Origin of the sequence: Bifidobacterium asteroides (assembly GCF_019469425.1) — a bacterium.
In the GTDB taxonomy this organism is placed as follows: Bacteria; Actinomycetota; Actinomycetes; order Actinomycetales; family Bifidobacteriaceae; genus Bombiscardovia; species Bombiscardovia asteroides_I.
In genome coordinates, this window is record NZ_CP048272.1 from 1,131,789 (window position 1) to 1,147,757 (window position 15,969).

A 15,969-nucleotide genomic window follows, 5' to 3' on the forward strand; every position below is an offset into this window, starting at 1 on the left:
CAACGTGCTTCGGCAGTCACCGCTAGGGTGAAAGTTGAATGTGCGGGCATAGCTTAGTTGGTAAAGCGCGACCTTGCCAAGGTCGAGACCGCGGGTCCGAGTCCCGTTGCCCGCTCGAGGTTTCGAGCAGTTTAACCAATACGGTGGGTTAGCCAAGCGGTTAGGCAGCGGCCTGCAAAGCCGTATAGACGAGTTCGACTCTCGTACCCACCTCTCTCGAAACGAGAATGACCCGGGCGGTTGGCGCAGAGGTAGCGCACTTCCCTGACACGGAAGGGGTCACTGGTTCGAATCCAGTATCGCCCACGAGGATCACTTCGGTGGTCTTTCCCAATCCGGGCGATTGGCGCAGCGGCTAGCGCACTTCGTTCACACCGAAGGGGTCGCAGGTTCGATTCCTGCATCGCCCACCTGGATGCATAGTTTCTCCCCCATCTTCTCTCTGAAAATCCATTAGTAGGCAGGGATGTTTGATCCGCTTTTTGTCCTATCGGGCTCTTCTGGTCATGGGCTTTTTGGCTAATAATTTATTTGTGGTGGTTCAAACCGGTTTTCTCAATGCCGCGGCACGGCTTTGGCCCCCTGTCTTGGGCGTCTCCCATCGACGGACATCCGATATTCCCCTGTTTGAACCAGATCGTGCGCTCTATTTCCTGACTGCTGCGAGTTCGGACGATGAACATCATTCGTATTAGGTTCAGACTTTGAACCGAACGCTTGGCATGTCCGTGGCTTTGTGATAATTTACTCTTATCTGCAGGTCGGGGGACCTGCCAGAAACAGGAGTAACCCGAGGTGTCCTTAACGAGGTGATAGCATGCAGAAAGGCCGGGGCCTATGAGGGCAAGTCGTTGCCGTGGCTGAATCTGTCATTCCCCCCACAGCTTGAGGAAACCGTGGACTCTTTGTTCTACCTATGTGATACTTGCGTGGCCCGCGTGTCGGGTCGCGTTCCGGTTGTCGTGCAATTCACGGCGGCCGTGATGTAAAGCTCCCCCGGCGGCGCAGAATTATACCCCCCTCTCCTGCCGCCGGGGGTTTTACTTATTAGCTGTTTTGGTCCCTATTTCAAGGCCTGCAAGTACCGGTAGAGGGTGGGAATGGATATCCTGAGTTCGGGTGCCACAATTCCTACCGCGCCCTTGATCAGGAAAATGCCTCGGTCCTTGATGTTGCTGATGATGTTCAGCCTGTCCTGTTTGGTCAGCTTATCCATGGGAATGTTGAACTGGCGGACCGCCTCCCTGGTGATCCTGCGGATGTTCTCCTGAGGCTCTTCAGTCATGTGGCTGCGGGAGGCTTCTGTGGAGATCTGCACATCGTCGGAGTCGGTTTCGGTCAGAGTCTGCAGCACATGGGCCGCCTGCTGCAGCTCGGTGATGTTGATGCTGATGCAGAGCAGGCCGATGACGGTTTGCTGCCTGTCGTGTATCAGGTATGAGGAGACGCGGAACTCGTGCATGTTCAGGCGGCGCCCGCGGTAGTCGGAGACGAAGTCGGCCCCATCACGTTCGGCCCGCATGGCCAGTTGGCGGGTCTGGTTGGTCACGGTGTCGCCCAGGGTGCGTCCGGAAAGCTGACCATTGCGAATAAACACTATGGTATTCTCGAGGCGAGTGATGTCATGCACGGCGATCTCGGCCATGGGGCCGAAGGAATCGGCCATGAATTCTGCAAGGGGAAAAATCTCTTCAAGGTTGTCAACTGTGAAATGCATGGCTGATCCTCAACATCCTAACAGGGCGGTTTGTAGCCGCCGGTTGGTGCTGCGGGAAGCGAAAGGCTTGGGAGGGAGTGATATGTTCCATTACTTCTATACCTGCCAGACGGCTTCCTCTAGTTCCGTATACTAGACCTTCTCTTTTGCACTTCGGCTCCCGGTCCGCCGTCCATGGCCCAGCTGATCCACGGGGGTAACCAAGCGCCGAGGGATTTTCATGTTAACGCAAGATGATGGTTAAAAGCTGCTTTTGCTGCCCGGCTGGTCGTCCGGGGCGGGTGCCCTTTATGACCGATATTCCTGAATCGGGCATGTGGAGTAAGCACAGATTCCCAAAAATCCCGGGAAAGTCAATGATTCCGGAAGCTGATTGCTGGTCCTCGTTATGGATTTCAGGCAGGATGTGAACTCAATGTGAGCCTGATCACGTGTGTCGATGTCAGAAGGCCCTGAAGCCTGCCATGCCCTGGATGGCCTTGTTTGCCATTTACTATGAGGAGGGGCATCAGCACCAGTGCCGTCATGAGCTATTACAGGCCAAACCTATATGGCACAACCGTTGCAAATCTCCCAGAAAAAATCGGGATCCCCGTTGGCCGCGCAATGCATGCAGGTCTGTGTGCTGACTCCACTGCCGCGAAACCACGGGCAGTACATGAAAGAATGCTGTCACGCGGCATTGGGATCGTCTGATCCTCGGCGAAGTTCTTCATCAGGGGGTCAGCTGGCTGCAACGCCGCCCACGGCAGGCAGGGCGCCGACCATGAGCATGATGGCCACGAAGATTGCCAGGCCGATTCGGTAGATGACAAATCCCCGGTAGGAGAAGCGTGAAACGATCTTCAAAAAGGCGATGATAACGATGTAGCCCAACAGAAAGCTGACCACGGTGGCGCAGATGGTGGCCCCCCAGCCGGGGAAAGCAGCATCTGCATTGATGTTTTTCAAGGACTTGACCGTCTCTAGGATTCCGGCGCCGAAGACAGCGGGAATGGCCATGAGGAAGCTGACCCGGGTTGCGGCCTCGCGGGTATAGCCCAAGCCGCGGCCGAAGGTCATGGTGCCGCCCGAACGGGATACGCCGGGGATCAGGGCCAGCATTTGCCCGATGCCGAAGAGCAGGGCATCACGGGCGTTCATCTGCCGGATCTCCTTGGTCTGACGGCCATGGCGGTCGAAGTAGTCCAGCAGCAGGCCAAAGACGATCAGTACCACCACGGTAATCCAGAGATTGCGCAGCTTGGTCTCGATTATCTTCTGGAAGAGCAGTCCCGCCACGACGATGGGCAGGGTTCCCAGAATGATGTACCAGCCCAATGCTGCGTCATGGTCCTTGGAGCCCATCCGCTCCCGCCAGGAGGAGCCGTCCTTGCCAGCCAGGCAACGGAACCAGTGGGTCAATATGCGGACAATGTCATGCCGAAAGTAGAGCAGAACCGCCAGCTCGGTGCCGAATTGAATGATGGCTGTGAAGGCCGCGCCCGGGTCCTGGCCCAGCAGGCCGCCCACGATGCGGATATGGGCGCTGGATGAGACGGGAAAATACTCCGTCAGGGCCTGCACCAGGCCGAACAGAATGGCTTCGAAGAAATTCATGGACCCCTCTTGCTATGTCGGACAACAATGGCAAGCATAGCCACCGCGCAGGGCAGGAAGAGCCAAGGGGCGGGCATGTCTCGCAGAATGCCCACAATGGATCTTGTCGGAATCGACGACTCGACGATTAGGGGTGTGGATCATCATGGCCAAGACCTACAGAAAATCCAGGGGCGGGGCCCCGGCGGGATTCTTCGAGTGCGAAGGGCGCGGTCTGCAATGGCTGGGCCAGGCTCAGGCGCAGGGCGGTCCCCGAGTGGTGGATGTCTACGATTGGGGCCCGGACTATTTGGACATTGAGGAGGTAACCTCCGCCTCCCCCACGTCTGGCGCGGCCTACCGCTTTGGCGCCCAGCTGGCCCATATGCATGATGTCGGGGCCGACCACTTCGGCTCTGCGCCCGAGGGCTACACGGGCACCTGCTACTTCGGGCCCCTGCAGGATCCGCTGCCCATGGACGTGGGCGCCTGGGACGACCCGGCCACCTATTGGGCCAAGGGACGGCTGGAGCCCATGGTGGGCATGGCCATGGATCGGCGGGCGCTGAACCGCGAGGACATGAAGATGACCCAAGAAGTGATCCAGGCCCTGCCGGAACTGCTGGGTGCCGCCGCCGATGACAAGCCCGCCAGGGTCCACGGGGACCTGTGGAGCGGCAACGTCATGTGGGCCAGGAAAGACGGGCAGACACAGGCTGTCCTGATCGACCCTGCGGCCCACGGAGGCCACCGTGAGGAAGACCTGGCCATGCTGCAGCTGTTCGGCATCCCCTACCTAGGGCAGATCCTGGACGGCTACCAGAGCGTGCATCCCCTGGTGGCCGGCTACCAGAACCGGACTACGCTCTGGCAACTCTACGCCATCGCCGGGCACTGCGCCTTCTTCGGCGGCGGCTATGTGAGCGAATATCGGTCCATGTGCCGGTCGCTGCTGGGATGACTCAGCTGAAGATGTCCTTGAGCTTGCCGAATATTCCCTTGCGGCCTCCGGCTCCGGCAGGCTTGGCGCTCTGCGGGACCTGCTTGGCTTCGGAGTCGTGGCTGTCGGCGAAGTCCTCAATCAGGCGGCGCTGATTGTCGTCCAGCTTGGTGGGGATCTGGACCAGCACGTGGACAATGATGTCGCCGCGCTCCTCCCGGTTGCCCAGTCTGGTGACACCTAGGCCCTTGATGGTGATTTCCTGGTCGGGCTGGCAGCCGACGGGAATCTCCACCTGTCGCTGGCCGTCGAATGTCTCCAGGTCCACCTGGTGGCCCAGCACGGCCCAGGTCATGGGCACGGCGATCCAGCAGTGCAGGTCCTGGCCACTGCGAGTGTAGTGCTTGTCGGGCTTGATGGCGATGTCCACGTACAGGTCGCCGGCCGCTCCGCCGCCTTCGCCCACCTCGCCTTGGGAGGCCAACCGCAGGCGTGAGCCGTCGGCCACGCCTGCCGGCACGTTGACGCCCACCTCGCGGCGGGTGCGTACACGGCCGTGGCCGTTGCAGACCGGGCAGGGGTGCTCGATGACGGTGCCGTGGCCCTCACACCGCTCGCAGGGAGCCTGGCTCATCATCTGCCCCAGCAGGGTCCGCACCACCTTCTGGGCATAGCCCTTGCCATGGCATACAGGGCAGGTCACTGGTGAGGTCCCCTTCTGGGCCCCCGATCCGCCGCACTCCTGACAGAGGCCATAGGTGCTGATGGGGGTGCGTACCACACCGCCGAAGATGGCGGTCTTCATGTCCACAGAGACCTGGGCCAGGGCATCCCGACCGGGTTGGGTGCGCGGAATGGGTCCCTGGGTCGTGCCACCGAAGCCGCCGCCGAAGAACTGGTTGAAGACGTCGCCCATGTCGAAGGGGCCGGCTCCCTGGGAGGCCTGGGGGTCATTGGGGTCCACGCCCGCGTCGTACATGCGCCGCTTCTCAGGATCCGAGAGCACCTCGTAGGCGCTGTTGACCTCCTTGAACTTGTCCTCGTATTCACGCCCGGCGATGTCCGGGTGGTACTTGCGGCTCATTTTGCGATAGGCACGCTTGATGTCCTGATCGCTCGCGCCGCGCTCGACTCCCAAAACCTCGTAGTAATCTGCCACCGATCATCCTTTTCGTTTGATGCCCTCTCGACCCATAGTTGCATGGGCCCACGATACCTATGACTTATGCCGCTGCCTTAACGGTCATGGCTCCCCGTCGCCGGCCAGGAAACCGGTCAAATACGAGGCCACGGCACGAACCGCGCTCATGGTCGCCGGATAGTCCATATGGGTCGGGCCGATGGAGCCTACGAAGGCCACTGGCTCGTCGGCTTCTGAGCCGTCGGTCTGCCTGGACCTGGCATGTCCGTATCCACTAGTGACTACCGAGGCGTGGACTAGCTCGGGAGTCCGGGTCTCGGTGCCGATTGCCACGCTGACCCCGTTGCTCTCGCGCGAAAGCTCGCTCTGGGCCCGCATGAGCCGCATGAGCACCACCTGCTCCTCCAAGGCGTCCAGCAGCGAGCCCAAGTCCCCCAAGGAGACGGCCTGGCTGTGGGTCAGCTGGGAGGTGCCGGCCATGTAGAGGCCACTGGTCTGCTCTCGGGTGGCCATCTCGTCGAAGACCGCAGCCACCAGGCGCAGCGTGGACTTGTCGCGGCCCTCGGTAAGGGAGTCGGCCAGTATGCGGCAGCGGTCGGCTGCACGGTCCAGGGGCAGGTCCTGGCACTGCCGGTTGATCTGGTCGGACAGGTCCGCCAAGGCGTTCGGGTCCTCCTGCAGGGGCCCGTGCAGGGTGCGCTGGACCACCCGGCCGGTATCGGTGATTACCACCATAAGTACGGTCCCCCGGCTCAGTCCTATAAGCTCGGCCCGGCGCAGGTTCGAGCTGGCCAGGGAGGGCGAGGCCACCACGGCGATCTGCCCGGTAATCTGAGCCAGAAGCTGAGCGGCGTGCTGCAGGGTGTCCTCCAGGTTGACCGACCCAGACAGAAAAGCGTTGATGCCCCGGCGCTGGGCTGCGGACAGGGGCACGATGGTGGCCAACTTGTCGACGAAGTAACGGTAGCCCTTCTGGGTGGGGATGCGGCCGGCCGAGGTGTGGGGCTGAACCAGGTAGCCCTCGCTCTCCAGGGCCGCCATGTCGTTGCGCACGGTGGCGGAGCTGACTCCAAGCTGATGACTTCTGGTGAGCGAACCCGACCCTACCGGCTCACGAGAACGAATGTAGTCCTCGACGACCGCGCGCAGCACCAGCATGCGTCTGGTATTAGGCAATGTCGCTCCTTCCGTCATGATTTCATTATTAGCACTCGGGCCATGAGAGTGCCAAAACGTCGCGCGAAGAGCCGAATTGTGTCGTCTCAAACCGATACGATGGAAACGCATTGTGAAGGTAATCGAACATTTTCGACACAAGTCGAACATGAAGACCTCTAGATTGGAAGGAAAGCAGCACCATATGGCAGATTTCACATGGTCCGAACTTGATGAGCGGGCTGTCAAGATGGCCAAGGTCCTCTCGGCCGACGCGGTCGAGAAGGCCGGAAGCGGCCACCCTGGTTCCCCTATTTCGTTGGCGCCCATCGCCTACGCGCTCTACCAGCACTTCATCCGTCACGATCCCAACGACCCCGACTGGGTTGGGCGTGATCGGTTCATTCTTTCCGGCGGCCACGCCTCGCTGACCCAGTACGTGCAGCTCTACTTCTCCGGATACGGACTGACCCTGGACGATCTGAAGCGCTTCCGCACCGCAGGCACCCGGACCCCCGGTCACCCCGAGTACGGCCTGACCCCCGGCATCGAGATGACCACCGGCCCGTTGGGCCAGGGTCTGGCCTCGGCTGTGGGCTTCGCCTATGGTCAGCGTTACGAGCGTGGTCTGCTGGATCCTGACGCACCCGAGGGGCAGTCCCCCTTCGACCATAAGGTCTGGGTCATCTGCGGCGAGGGCGACGTCGAGGAGGGCGTCTCCTCCGAGGCCAGCTCCCTGGCCGGCGACCAGCGCCTGGGCAACCTGACCGTCATCTTCGACGCCAACCACATCCAGATCGAGGGCGACACCCGCATCTCCCTGGGCGAGGACATCCTCAAACGCTACCAGGCCTACGGCTGGTACACCGACGAGTTCAGCTTCATCCAGCCCGACGGCTCTTACAAGGAGGATGTCGAGGGCCTGGCTGCCGTCCTGGAGAAGGCTGAGCAGGTCACCGACCGGCCCAAGTTCATCAAGGTGGACACCCTGATGGCCTGGCCGACCCCCGGTAAGACCAACGATCCTTCAGCCCATGGCTCTGCCCTGGGCCCTGAGGCCGTCGCCGCCCTGAAGAAAACCCTGGGTTACGACCCTGAGCAGAGCTTCCAGATCGACGAGGAGGCCCTGGCTCACGCACGCGAGGTCGCTCAGCGCGGCCTAGCCGCCCACAAGGACTGGGACGAGAAGTTCCAGGCTTGGCGCAAGGCCAACCCCGACAAGGCTGCCCTCTACGACCGCATCCATGCCGGCAAGCTGCCCGAGGGCTTCGACAAGGCTTTGGACGACTTGGAGGCTGGCTTCGAGCCCGGCTCCAAGGTGGCCACCCGCAAGGCTTCCGGCGCAGCCATCAACGCCTTGGCCCCCATCATGCCCGAGCTTTGGGGGGGATCCGCTGATCTGGGCGGCTCCAACAACACCAACATCAACGGTGCTGTCTCTTTCGCTCCTGAGGCCGACGAAACCGTCCAGTGGCCCAAGGCCAGCAAGTACGGCCGCCAGCTGCACTTTGGCGTGCGCGAGTTCGCCATGGGCGCCATCACCAACGGCATCCTGCTGGGTTCGGACACCAGGCCCTACAACGGGACCTTCTTCCAGTTCAGCGACTATGAGCGCCCCTCGGTGCGTCTGGCGGCTCTGATGGACATCCCCAACTTGTATGTGTGGACCCACGACTCCGTGGCCCTGGGCGAGGATGGCCCCACCCACCAGCCCATCGAGCACCTGACCGTCATGCGTGCCATCCCTCAGATGGAGGTTGTGCGCCCGGCCGACCAGTACGAGACCGCTGAGGCTTACCGCGCCTTCTTCGAGAAGGGCAACACCCATCCCACAGCCATGATTCTCACCAGGCAGGGCGTGCCCACCTTGAAGGAGACCAAGGCCAAGGCCCGTGAAGGCGTTCGTAAGGGCGCCTACGTGCTGGTCGACACCGAGGGCCAGCCGGATGTACTGATCATGGCCACCGGCTCCGAGGTGCAGCTCGCTGTGGCTGCCTCCAAGACCCTGGCTGAGCAAGGCGTCAAGGCCCGCGTCATTTCCGTGCCCTCGCTTGAGTGGTTCGAGGAACAGGACGACGAGTATAAGGAAGCTGTTCTGCCCGCCTCCGTCAAGGCTCGCGTCTCCGTTGAAGCTGGCCTGGCTACGCCCTGGTACAAGTACCTGGGCAGCTATGGCAAGCCCGTCTCCATAGAGCAGTTCGGTCTGCAGGGCAGCGGCGACGAGAACATGCGCGACCTGGGCATCACCGCCGATCATGTGGTCGAAGCAGCACAGGCCTCCCTGGAGGAAGTCCGTCGGGCACGCTGAACCCGGCATCGTGATTAATCGGGGGCCGTCCGCGACGCCGGCCCCCTCCCCTGCAGAGCACGTCCGAAACGCGGGCCTGGGGGAATACAGAAATAGACTTCCCGGTAGAGCATAGTGAATGTGATTCCATCGGGAACCCAAATAAGGAGTGACAAGATGGCAGAAAATGCAAACACCCAGCGCACCAGCGATTCAGGTGTCTCGATCTGGCTGGACGACCTGAGCCGCACCCGCATCGAGTCGGGCAATCTGCAGCAGCTGATCGCCGAGCGCAATGTGGTGGGCGTGACCACCAACCCCTCGATTTTCCAGAAGGCCTTGAGCCAGGTGGGCCCCTATGACGAACAGCTCAAGCAACTGGGTCGCATACCCGTTGAGGAGGCCGTCCGCGAGCTAACCACAACCGACGTGCGTAACGCCACCGACATCTTCCGCGAGGTTGCTGAGAAGACCGATTACGTGGATGGACGCGTCTCTATCGAGGTCGATCCTCGTCTGGCCCACAACACAGAAGAGACCGAGAAGCAGGCCGAAGAGCTCTGGAACAAGGTCGACCGGCCCAACGCCATGATCAAGATTCCCGCTACCCTGGAGGGCCTACCCGCCATCACCGCCACTCTGGCCAAGGGCATCTCAGTCAACGTGACCCTGATCTTCTCCCTGGAGCGCTACAAGCAGGTCATCGACGCCTTCATAGAGGGTATGGTCCAGGCTGACAAGAACGGCCATGACCTGAAGCACATGGGCTCGGTCGCTTCCTTCTTCGTCTCCCGCGTGGATACTGCGGTTGACAAACTGTTGGAGGCCAACGGATCTGACGAGGCCAAGTCCCTGGAGGGCAAGGCCGCTGTGGCCAATGCCCGCCTGGCCTATGAACTCTTCGAGAGGGCTTTTGACAGCGATCCTCGCTGGGCTGGCCTGGAAGCCAAGGGCGCCAAACGTCAGCGTCCGCTCTGGGCCTCCACCGGCACTAAGAACGCCGCCTACTCCGACTGCAAGTACGTGGACGAGCTGGTGGCCCCTGACGTGGTCAACACCATGCCAGAGAAGACCCTGAATGCTCTGGCTGATCACGGCAATGGCGCTCCCTCGGTCAAAGGCACCTATCAGGAGAGCCACCAGGTGATGCAGAAGCTGGCTGACCTGGGCATCAGCATCAAGGACGTGACCGACAAGCTGGAGGCCGATGGCGTCGCCGCCTTCATCGACTCCTGGGATTCGGTCCTCTCCGACGTACAGAAGGGCATCGATCGCGTCAACGGCTGAGCGCCTGACTGACAGCCGTCGCGAGCGACTATCGATTGTGCCCCGCCGGTTCAAACCGGCGGGGCACAATCGATATCTCAACAAAATTTCAAGTAGATATGTGACTACTCTTATACGACTACTCTGTCTTGGTCTCTTCGACCACCTGCTGCAGGGCGCCAATCAGGGCGGAGCTGTCGTTGGGCAAGTTCAACCTGGTCAGGGTGCCGCCGGCTGATTCAATGGCCTTGGTCAGCTCAATGTCCACGTCATAACAGATTTCCAGGTTGTCGGCGATGAAGCCGATGGAGGCGGAGACGATGGTCTTCATGCCGCTCTTGGTGATCAGATCCTTGGCCACCTCGACGAAATCAGGACCGATCCAAGGCTCTTGGGTGCGGCCTGCAGACTGCCAAGCCAGTATGTACTGCTCCTCATTGAGGCCGGCGGCCCGAGCCACGGCATTGGATAGGCCGATGACCTCATCCTTGTAGGGGTCCCCTCCCTGGATGATGCGCAGGGGCAGGGAGTGGGCGCTGAAGATCACCTTAGCGTCTGGCCTGTCGGTCAGATGCTTCTTGGCCACCAGCTGATCGCTCCAGAAGTGGATCAGTGCCTGGTGGTTCCACCAGGACCGCACCGGCAGATATTCCATGCTCGGATGGGCCTCGATGGCCTTGCGGGCGCGGTTGTGGTAGTCCTCGCTCGAATAGGAGGAATACTGAGGGGCCAGCGGCAGGCCAATCACCCTGGTGATGCCTTCGGCGGCAATCTGGTCGACTGCATCCTTGATGAAGGGTGCGATGTATTTCAAACCTTCGTAGACCTTGTAGGCGCCGGGATGGGCCTTGTCCAGCGCAGCCTGAAGACCGTCGCGCTGGGCTCTGGTGATCCTGGCCAGGGGCGAGGGCAGGCCGATGGCCTTGTAGCGGCCGATCAGCTGGTCCATGAGCGGCTTGGGTGGCTCCTGCCCGTGGCGGATGTTGGTGTAGTACCCCTTGATGTCTGACTCCTGGTAGGGGGTGCCGTACGCCATGAGGAGGACAGCTGTAGGTTCAGTCATCAGCGACTTCTTTCTGTGAAAATGGAATGCAGTTTGTCAGGCCGATATTGACCAGGGCTATGACGATGACCACCAGGAACATGTTCCTGTAAGAGGCCAGACCAGCCTGTCCGCCCACCTTGCCAAGTTCAATGGCCGAGGCGAAGAGCAGGGGGGCGATGGTAGTGCCGATCTTCTTGCAAGCGGACAACCCGCCTATGGCCTGCATACGGTTCTCGAGTCCGGCCAGCCTTCCGGCGATGACCTGGAGCGGCGAGGACATCATCGAGCCCATGCCGACCCCCATCAGGAAGGACATGAGCATGAAGAGCTGCAGGTCATGAAGGGTCAGTGTGATCACCAAGGCCATCAGGCCTATCAGCGACGATGAGAGGACGAGCGTCGTCCGGAAGCCGAACTTGTCGACCAGGAGCCCGCCCAGCCAGGATCCGACCACGGAGCCGAGCCCAACGCCGACCATGACCATGCCGGCTGAGCGGACCGGAAGCCCGAATACGGAGTGTACATAGGTTGGGATGTAGACGAAGAGGGAGAAGAACATGCCTCCCAGCGTTCCCAGCAGCAGGGTGATCCCATAGGAGGGCAGCTTCAGCAGGCGGATGGGCAGGAAGGGCATGGTCTCCTTGGAATCGCCCAGATTACGTTCATGCACAAGGAAGACCGCGCCGGCCGCCACTGCGATCAGGAGGCATCCGATGATCAGGGCCAGATAGGTGGTTCCGTACTGGAGGAAAGTGATCGCCACCATCAGCAGAGCCAAAGCGATGCTGAAGGAGCCCAGGCCCAAGTAGTCGATCTTCCAGGCACGGTCAGTCTGGGAGTCGCCCATCATGAACCAGGCCAAAATAAACAAAATGGCCAGGAAGGGCAGCATCATGAAGTAGTAGGCCCGCCATCCGTGGGTGACGCCCAAGAGCCCGCCAGACAGGACCGGGCTGACCATGGCGGAAAGACCGGCGATGATGCCCACCGTGGATACCCTCCTGCCTTGGTCGTTCCTGCGGGCGCGCTGCAGAAGGACGTTCATGGACAGGACCATGATGCCGCTGTCTCCCAGCGACTGGATGAACCGGCCCAGCAGCATGACCGTATAGTTGGGCGAGACCGCAGTCATCAAACATCCAAGGAACCAGAAGGCCAGCTCCCAGAGGAAGACCTTCCTGGTCCCGTGGGCATCGGAGAGGTTGGAGGTGATGGGGGTACCCACCACCAGGCCCAGGGTGTAAAGTCCGACCACCCAAGAGGAGCCCATGGTGGTCAGGCCGAAGGTCCGGGTGATGGACGGCAGCATGGTCGGCACTGCTCCCCCATCCAGCTGGGTGATGAAGACGATGACCATGAAGAACCATATGGGCGTGGAAAGGATCGATCTTCTCTCCCCTGTCGGCATGGTGTTACTGTCCAATCTGGTCCGTGAACAGTCTGTCAATGCGCTCAGGATCAGCCCGAGTGCCTACCAGGAAGTAAGGGAATTCGCCGTAGATGGAGCTGGCTTCGATGTAGCGCATCTCAGTGACAATTTTCTTGAACTCGAGAGGATCGTCAGCGAACAGGGTGACACCCCACTCGTAGTCATCCAGGCCGATGGATCCTGTCAGGATGATGGAGACCTTGCCAGCGTAGGAGCGGCCGATCTTGCCGTGGTCATGCATGTAGGCCTTGCGCTGGTTGTAGGGCAGCGTGTACCAGTTGGCGCCGGGGACGCGGGTCTTCGACATTGGGTAGAAGCAGATGTAGCGCTTGTCGGGAGTCTTGGGGTGAAGGCTCGCATTGACGTAGGACCAGCCTCGGTCTGTGGTTGGCTTGCCCGAGTAGAGGCCCACCTCAGTGACGGAAACATAGGAGATGGTCGGCTCCAGATAATCGGACAGGCGCAGCTTCTCCAGGGAGGTCTCGACCCCCTGCAGCTGGTCCAGGGTCTCCCTGAGGACCATCAGGCCCAGGTCGGCCTTTTGCCCGTTGACCTGGAACCAGTAGTGGCTTCCCTGGCCCTGGGACTGCACCGCTTCCAGCTGTGCGGCCAGGGCTTTGAACTCTTTCAGACATTCCCGGCGTTCGTCCTGCGGCACTCGACGCCACTTGGCCCAATCGATTTTCCAGAAGAGGTGGAGACAGAACCAGCCCTCCAGGCTCGGTGCAGCTTGCTCAGCCATGAGCACTTCCTTTCGCTTGCTTAGCTTGCACGACATTGTGTGATGCGCCGCTCGTTGGGCACACCATTTTTTACTCTATCCTTCAGGCGGCTGATTCGTTGGATTATCGCTGCATTGTGAATGACATATTGTGGTAATGGTCAAGGACTATGAGCCTCGCGCTATTGCTGGAGAAAACAGTTATAAAGAGAGCAGTTAAAAAGAAGCAGTCATAGGAATAGGACACCCGGATAAGGAAAAACCCCGGTCACTGCCGGGGTCAGGTATTTCATGTATTGGTTGCTGAAATCAGGCCAACTTGTACTTGGAAATGAGGTCCAAGGCGATGATGATGGCCACCCAGATCAGAGCCACAATAATGGTCAGCCGATTCAGGTTCTTCTCGGCTGCGCCCGAGGTGCCGGCGTTGGAGCCGATTCCGCCGCCGAACATATCGGATAGGCCGCCGCCCTTGCCCTTGTGCAGCAGAATCAGCATGGTCAGCAGTATGCTGGCGATGATGACGACGACTTGAAGCACAATCTTGACAATGGTCACGGCACATACCTCCATGTAAGGAACTCGGGACTAGTATACATACACCCGAGGAAAAACGCATCAGCCCTTAGCTGCCAGTCGCACAATCCGCGCGAACTCCTCCACATCCAGGGAGGCGCCACCCACCAGAAAGCCGTCCACGTCCGGCTGGGTGATCATCTGGGAGGCATTCTTGGAGGTGACCGAGCCGCCGTAGAGGATATGTACGGCCTGGCCGGCAGGCTCTCCAAATGTGCTTGAGATATGGTCGCGAATTGCCCGGGCGGCCTGCTGGGCCGTGTCAGGAGTGGCCACCATGCCGGTGCCAATGGCCCAGACCGGTTCGTAGGCCACGATCAGGTTTTCCATGTCTTCCTTGGCCAGGTCACGGGTGACGTCGTTGACCTGACCAACGGCGAAGTCAAGTTGGATGCCCTGACGGCGCTCCTCGTAGCTCTCCCCCACGCAGAGGATGGGCTTCATGCCTGCAGCCAGAACGGCTCGGACCTGGTCGACGATGTTGGCATCGTCCTCGGGATGGTACTTGCGCCGCTCTGAATGGCCCACGATGACATAGTTGCAACCCAACTGAGCCAGCATGTCGGCGGACACATCCCCGGTGAAGGCCCCTTGGGCAGTGACGGAGACAGCCTGGGCCCCATACTCGATGGGCAGGTTATCGGCCTCAACCAGCACCTGCACGGAACGCAGGGCGGTAAAGGCGGGCATCAGAGCCACCTGGCAGCGCCTGCGGTCGAAGTGGGCGTCGCGCAGGAGCCAGGCCAGCTTCTGCACGAAATAGGTGGCTTCCAGGTGGTCGAAATTCATCTTCCAATTGCCGGCCACCAGGGGAATGCGTGCCATACCAGACCTTTCCATCCGCGTACCAACAGCAATGCCGGGCCGCCGGATGCGAAACCCGGTGACCCGGCATTGCCCGCTTGTCTGCCGATTTTACTCCAGCACCTTCAGACCCGGAAGCTCCTTGCCCTCAAGGAACTCCAGCGAGGCACCGCCACCGGTGGAAATGTGCGAGAAGCCGTCCTCAGGGAAGCCGAGGTTGCGCACGGCCGAGGCAGAGTCGCCGCCACCGACGATGGTGAAGGCTCCAGCCTTAGTGGCATCGACCAGGCCCTGGGCCACAGCCCGGGTGCCATCGGCGAATGCCGGGAACTCGAAGACGCCCATGGGTCCATTCCAGACCACGGTCTTGGAGTCCACAATCTTGTCATGGAAGAGCTTCTGGGAGTCAGGGCCGATATCCAGACCCATCTTGTCTGCAGGGATGCCATCGGCGGGAACCACCTGGTGGGGTGAATCCGCCTTGAACTCGTCAGCCACCACGATGTCGGTGGGCAGGACCAGCTCCACGCCTTTCTCGCGTGCAGTGGCAATGTAGCCCTTGACAGTGTCGACCTGATCCTCTTCCAGCAGTGAGGAGCCGACCTCATAGCCTTCAGCTTTGAGGAAGGTGAAGACCATGCCGCCACCGATGACCAGACGGTCGGCCTTGCTGAGCAGGTTCTCGATGACGCCCAGCTTGTCAGAGACCTTGGAGCCGCCCAAGACCACAGTGAAGGGCCGGTCGGGGTTCTCAGTCGCCTTGGATAGTGCCTTGACTTCCTTCTCGACCAGCAGGCCTGCTGCGGAGGGCAGGAACTTGGCCACGGAGTAGTTTGAGCCCTGGGCGCGGTGGACTACGCCGAAGCCGTCTGAGACGAAGACGTCGCCCAGGTCGGCGATCTTGCGGGCGTAGGCGTCACGCTCGGCCTCGTCCTTGCTGGTCTCCTCGGGGTTGTAGCGCACGTTCTGCAGCAGAACCACGTCGCCGTCGTTCATGGCGGCCACCTTGGCATGGGCATCTGGGCCATAAGTGTCCTCAGCCAGAGGAACCTGCACGCCCAGCAGCTCGCTGAGGCGAGCGGCCACGGGGGCCAGGCTCAGCTCGGGAACGACCTTGCCCTTGGGCCGACCCAGGTGGGCCATGAGGATAACCTTGGCGCCCTGGTCACGAAGCTGCTTGATTGTTGGCAAGGCGGCGCGGATGCGGCCGTCGTCCGTAATGGTGGTGCCGTCCAGCGGCACGTTAAAGTCCGCGCGGACGAGCACGCGCTTGCCCTTGAGATCACCGAGGCTCTTCAGTGTTTTCATGC

Annotated in this window: 13 protein-coding genes and 4 tRNA genes; 7 read left to right on the top strand and 10 right to left on the bottom strand. The window is 60.8% G+C overall.

Annotated elements, in window-relative coordinates:
• Positions 1 to 42: 42 nt before the first annotated feature.
• From GYM67_RS04625 to GYM67_RS04640, 4 genes are all read left to right on the top strand, one after another.
• Positions 43 to 115, top strand: a tRNA-Gly gene (locus GYM67_RS04625).
• Between the two features lie 27 nt (positions 116 to 142).
• Positions 143 to 213: transfer RNA gene (locus GYM67_RS04630), tRNA-Cys, on the top strand.
• A gap of 21 nt (positions 214 to 234) precedes the next feature.
• Positions 235 to 306: transfer RNA gene (locus tag GYM67_RS04635), tRNA-Val, on the top strand.
• A 31-nt stretch (positions 307 to 337) separates the two neighbouring features.
• Positions 338 to 410 (top strand) — tRNA-Val (locus GYM67_RS04640).
• A gap of 653 nt (positions 411 to 1,063) precedes the next feature.
• Here GYM67_RS04640 and GYM67_RS04645 read toward each other — a convergent pair.
• Positions 1,064 to 1,717, bottom strand: a complete 654-nt coding sequence (locus GYM67_RS04645; protein WP_220235833.1) for a helix-turn-helix transcriptional regulator — start codon at positions 1,715 to 1,717, stop codon at positions 1,064 to 1,066.
• Positions 1,718 to 2,440: 723 nt separating this feature from the next.
• Entirely contained in the window at positions 2,441 to 3,316 is an 876-nt protein-coding gene (locus GYM67_RS04650) for an undecaprenyl-diphosphate phosphatase (protein WP_220235834.1), read from the bottom strand.
• A 145-nt stretch (positions 3,317 to 3,461) separates the two neighbouring features.
• Here GYM67_RS04650 and GYM67_RS04655 point away from each other — a divergent pair, with 145 nt between their 5' ends.
• Positions 3,462 to 4,256, top strand: a complete 795-nt coding sequence (locus GYM67_RS04655; protein ID WP_220235835.1) for a fructosamine kinase family protein — start codon at positions 3,462 to 3,464, stop codon at positions 4,254 to 4,256.
• A 1-nt stretch (position 4,257) separates the two neighbouring features.
• Here the strand turns inward: GYM67_RS04655 and dnaJ are convergent, their stop codons facing one another.
• Together dnaJ and hrcA are read right to left on the bottom strand one after the other, a co-directional pair.
• The gene (gene dnaJ / locus GYM67_RS04660) at positions 4,258 to 5,394 is read right to left on the bottom strand and encodes a molecular chaperone DnaJ (protein ID WP_220235836.1); all 1,137 of its coding nucleotides are present in this window, start codon (positions 5,392 to 5,394) and stop codon (positions 4,258 to 4,260) included.
• Positions 5,395 to 5,478: 84 nt separating this feature from the next.
• Positions 5,479 to 6,552 (bottom strand): heat-inducible transcriptional repressor HrcA, encoded by a 1,074-nt coding sequence (hrcA, locus tag GYM67_RS04665; RefSeq protein WP_220235837.1) that lies wholly within the window; start codon positions 6,550 to 6,552, stop codon positions 5,479 to 5,481.
• Positions 6,553 to 6,736: 184 nt separating this feature from the next.
• On the opposite strand from hrcA, the gene tkt reads away from it, so the two are divergent.
• Positions 6,737 to 8,839, top strand: coding sequence for a transketolase (tkt, locus tag GYM67_RS04670; RefSeq protein WP_220235838.1), 2,103 nt, complete (start codon positions 6,737 to 6,739; stop codon positions 8,837 to 8,839).
• A gap of 156 nt (positions 8,840 to 8,995) precedes the next feature.
• The gene (gene tal, locus GYM67_RS04675) at positions 8,996 to 10,105 is read left to right on the top strand and encodes a transaldolase (RefSeq protein WP_220235839.1); all 1,110 of its coding nucleotides are present in this window, start codon (positions 8,996 to 8,998) and stop codon (positions 10,103 to 10,105) included.
• A gap of 118 nt (positions 10,106 to 10,223) precedes the next feature.
• On the opposite strand, the gene hemH is transcribed toward tal, so the two are convergent.
• From hemH to GYM67_RS04705, 6 genes are all read right to left on the bottom strand, one after another.
• On the bottom strand, positions 10,224 to 11,147 hold the full coding sequence (hemH, locus tag GYM67_RS04680) for a ferrochelatase (protein WP_220235840.1): 924 nt from the start codon (positions 11,145 to 11,147) through the stop codon (positions 10,224 to 10,226).
• Entirely contained in the window at positions 11,140 to 12,537 is a 1,398-nt protein-coding gene (locus tag GYM67_RS04685) for an MFS transporter (protein WP_220235841.1), read from the bottom strand. Before GYM67_RS04685 ends, hemH begins: the two co-directional genes overlap by 8 nt.
• Before the next feature lie 4 nt (positions 12,538 to 12,541).
• Positions 12,542 to 13,300, bottom strand: a complete 759-nt coding sequence (gene hemQ, locus GYM67_RS04690; RefSeq protein ID WP_220235842.1) for a hydrogen peroxide-dependent heme synthase — start codon at positions 13,298 to 13,300, stop codon at positions 12,542 to 12,544.
• Positions 13,301 to 13,588: 288 nt separating this feature from the next.
• Positions 13,589 to 13,837, bottom strand: a complete 249-nt coding sequence (secG, locus tag GYM67_RS04695; protein ID WP_220235843.1) for a preprotein translocase subunit SecG — start codon at positions 13,835 to 13,837, stop codon at positions 13,589 to 13,591.
• Between the two features lie 60 nt (positions 13,838 to 13,897).
• Positions 13,898 to 14,680: a triose-phosphate isomerase gene (tpiA, locus tag GYM67_RS04700; protein WP_220235844.1), complete on the bottom strand. Its 783-nt coding sequence runs from the start codon at positions 14,678 to 14,680 to the stop codon at positions 13,898 to 13,900.
• A 90-nt stretch (positions 14,681 to 14,770) separates the two neighbouring features.
• Positions 14,771 to 15,967, bottom strand: a complete 1,197-nt coding sequence (locus tag GYM67_RS04705) for a phosphoglycerate kinase (protein ID WP_220235845.1) — start codon at positions 15,965 to 15,967, stop codon at positions 14,771 to 14,773.
• Between the last annotated feature and the right edge of the window lie 2 nt (positions 15,968 to 15,969).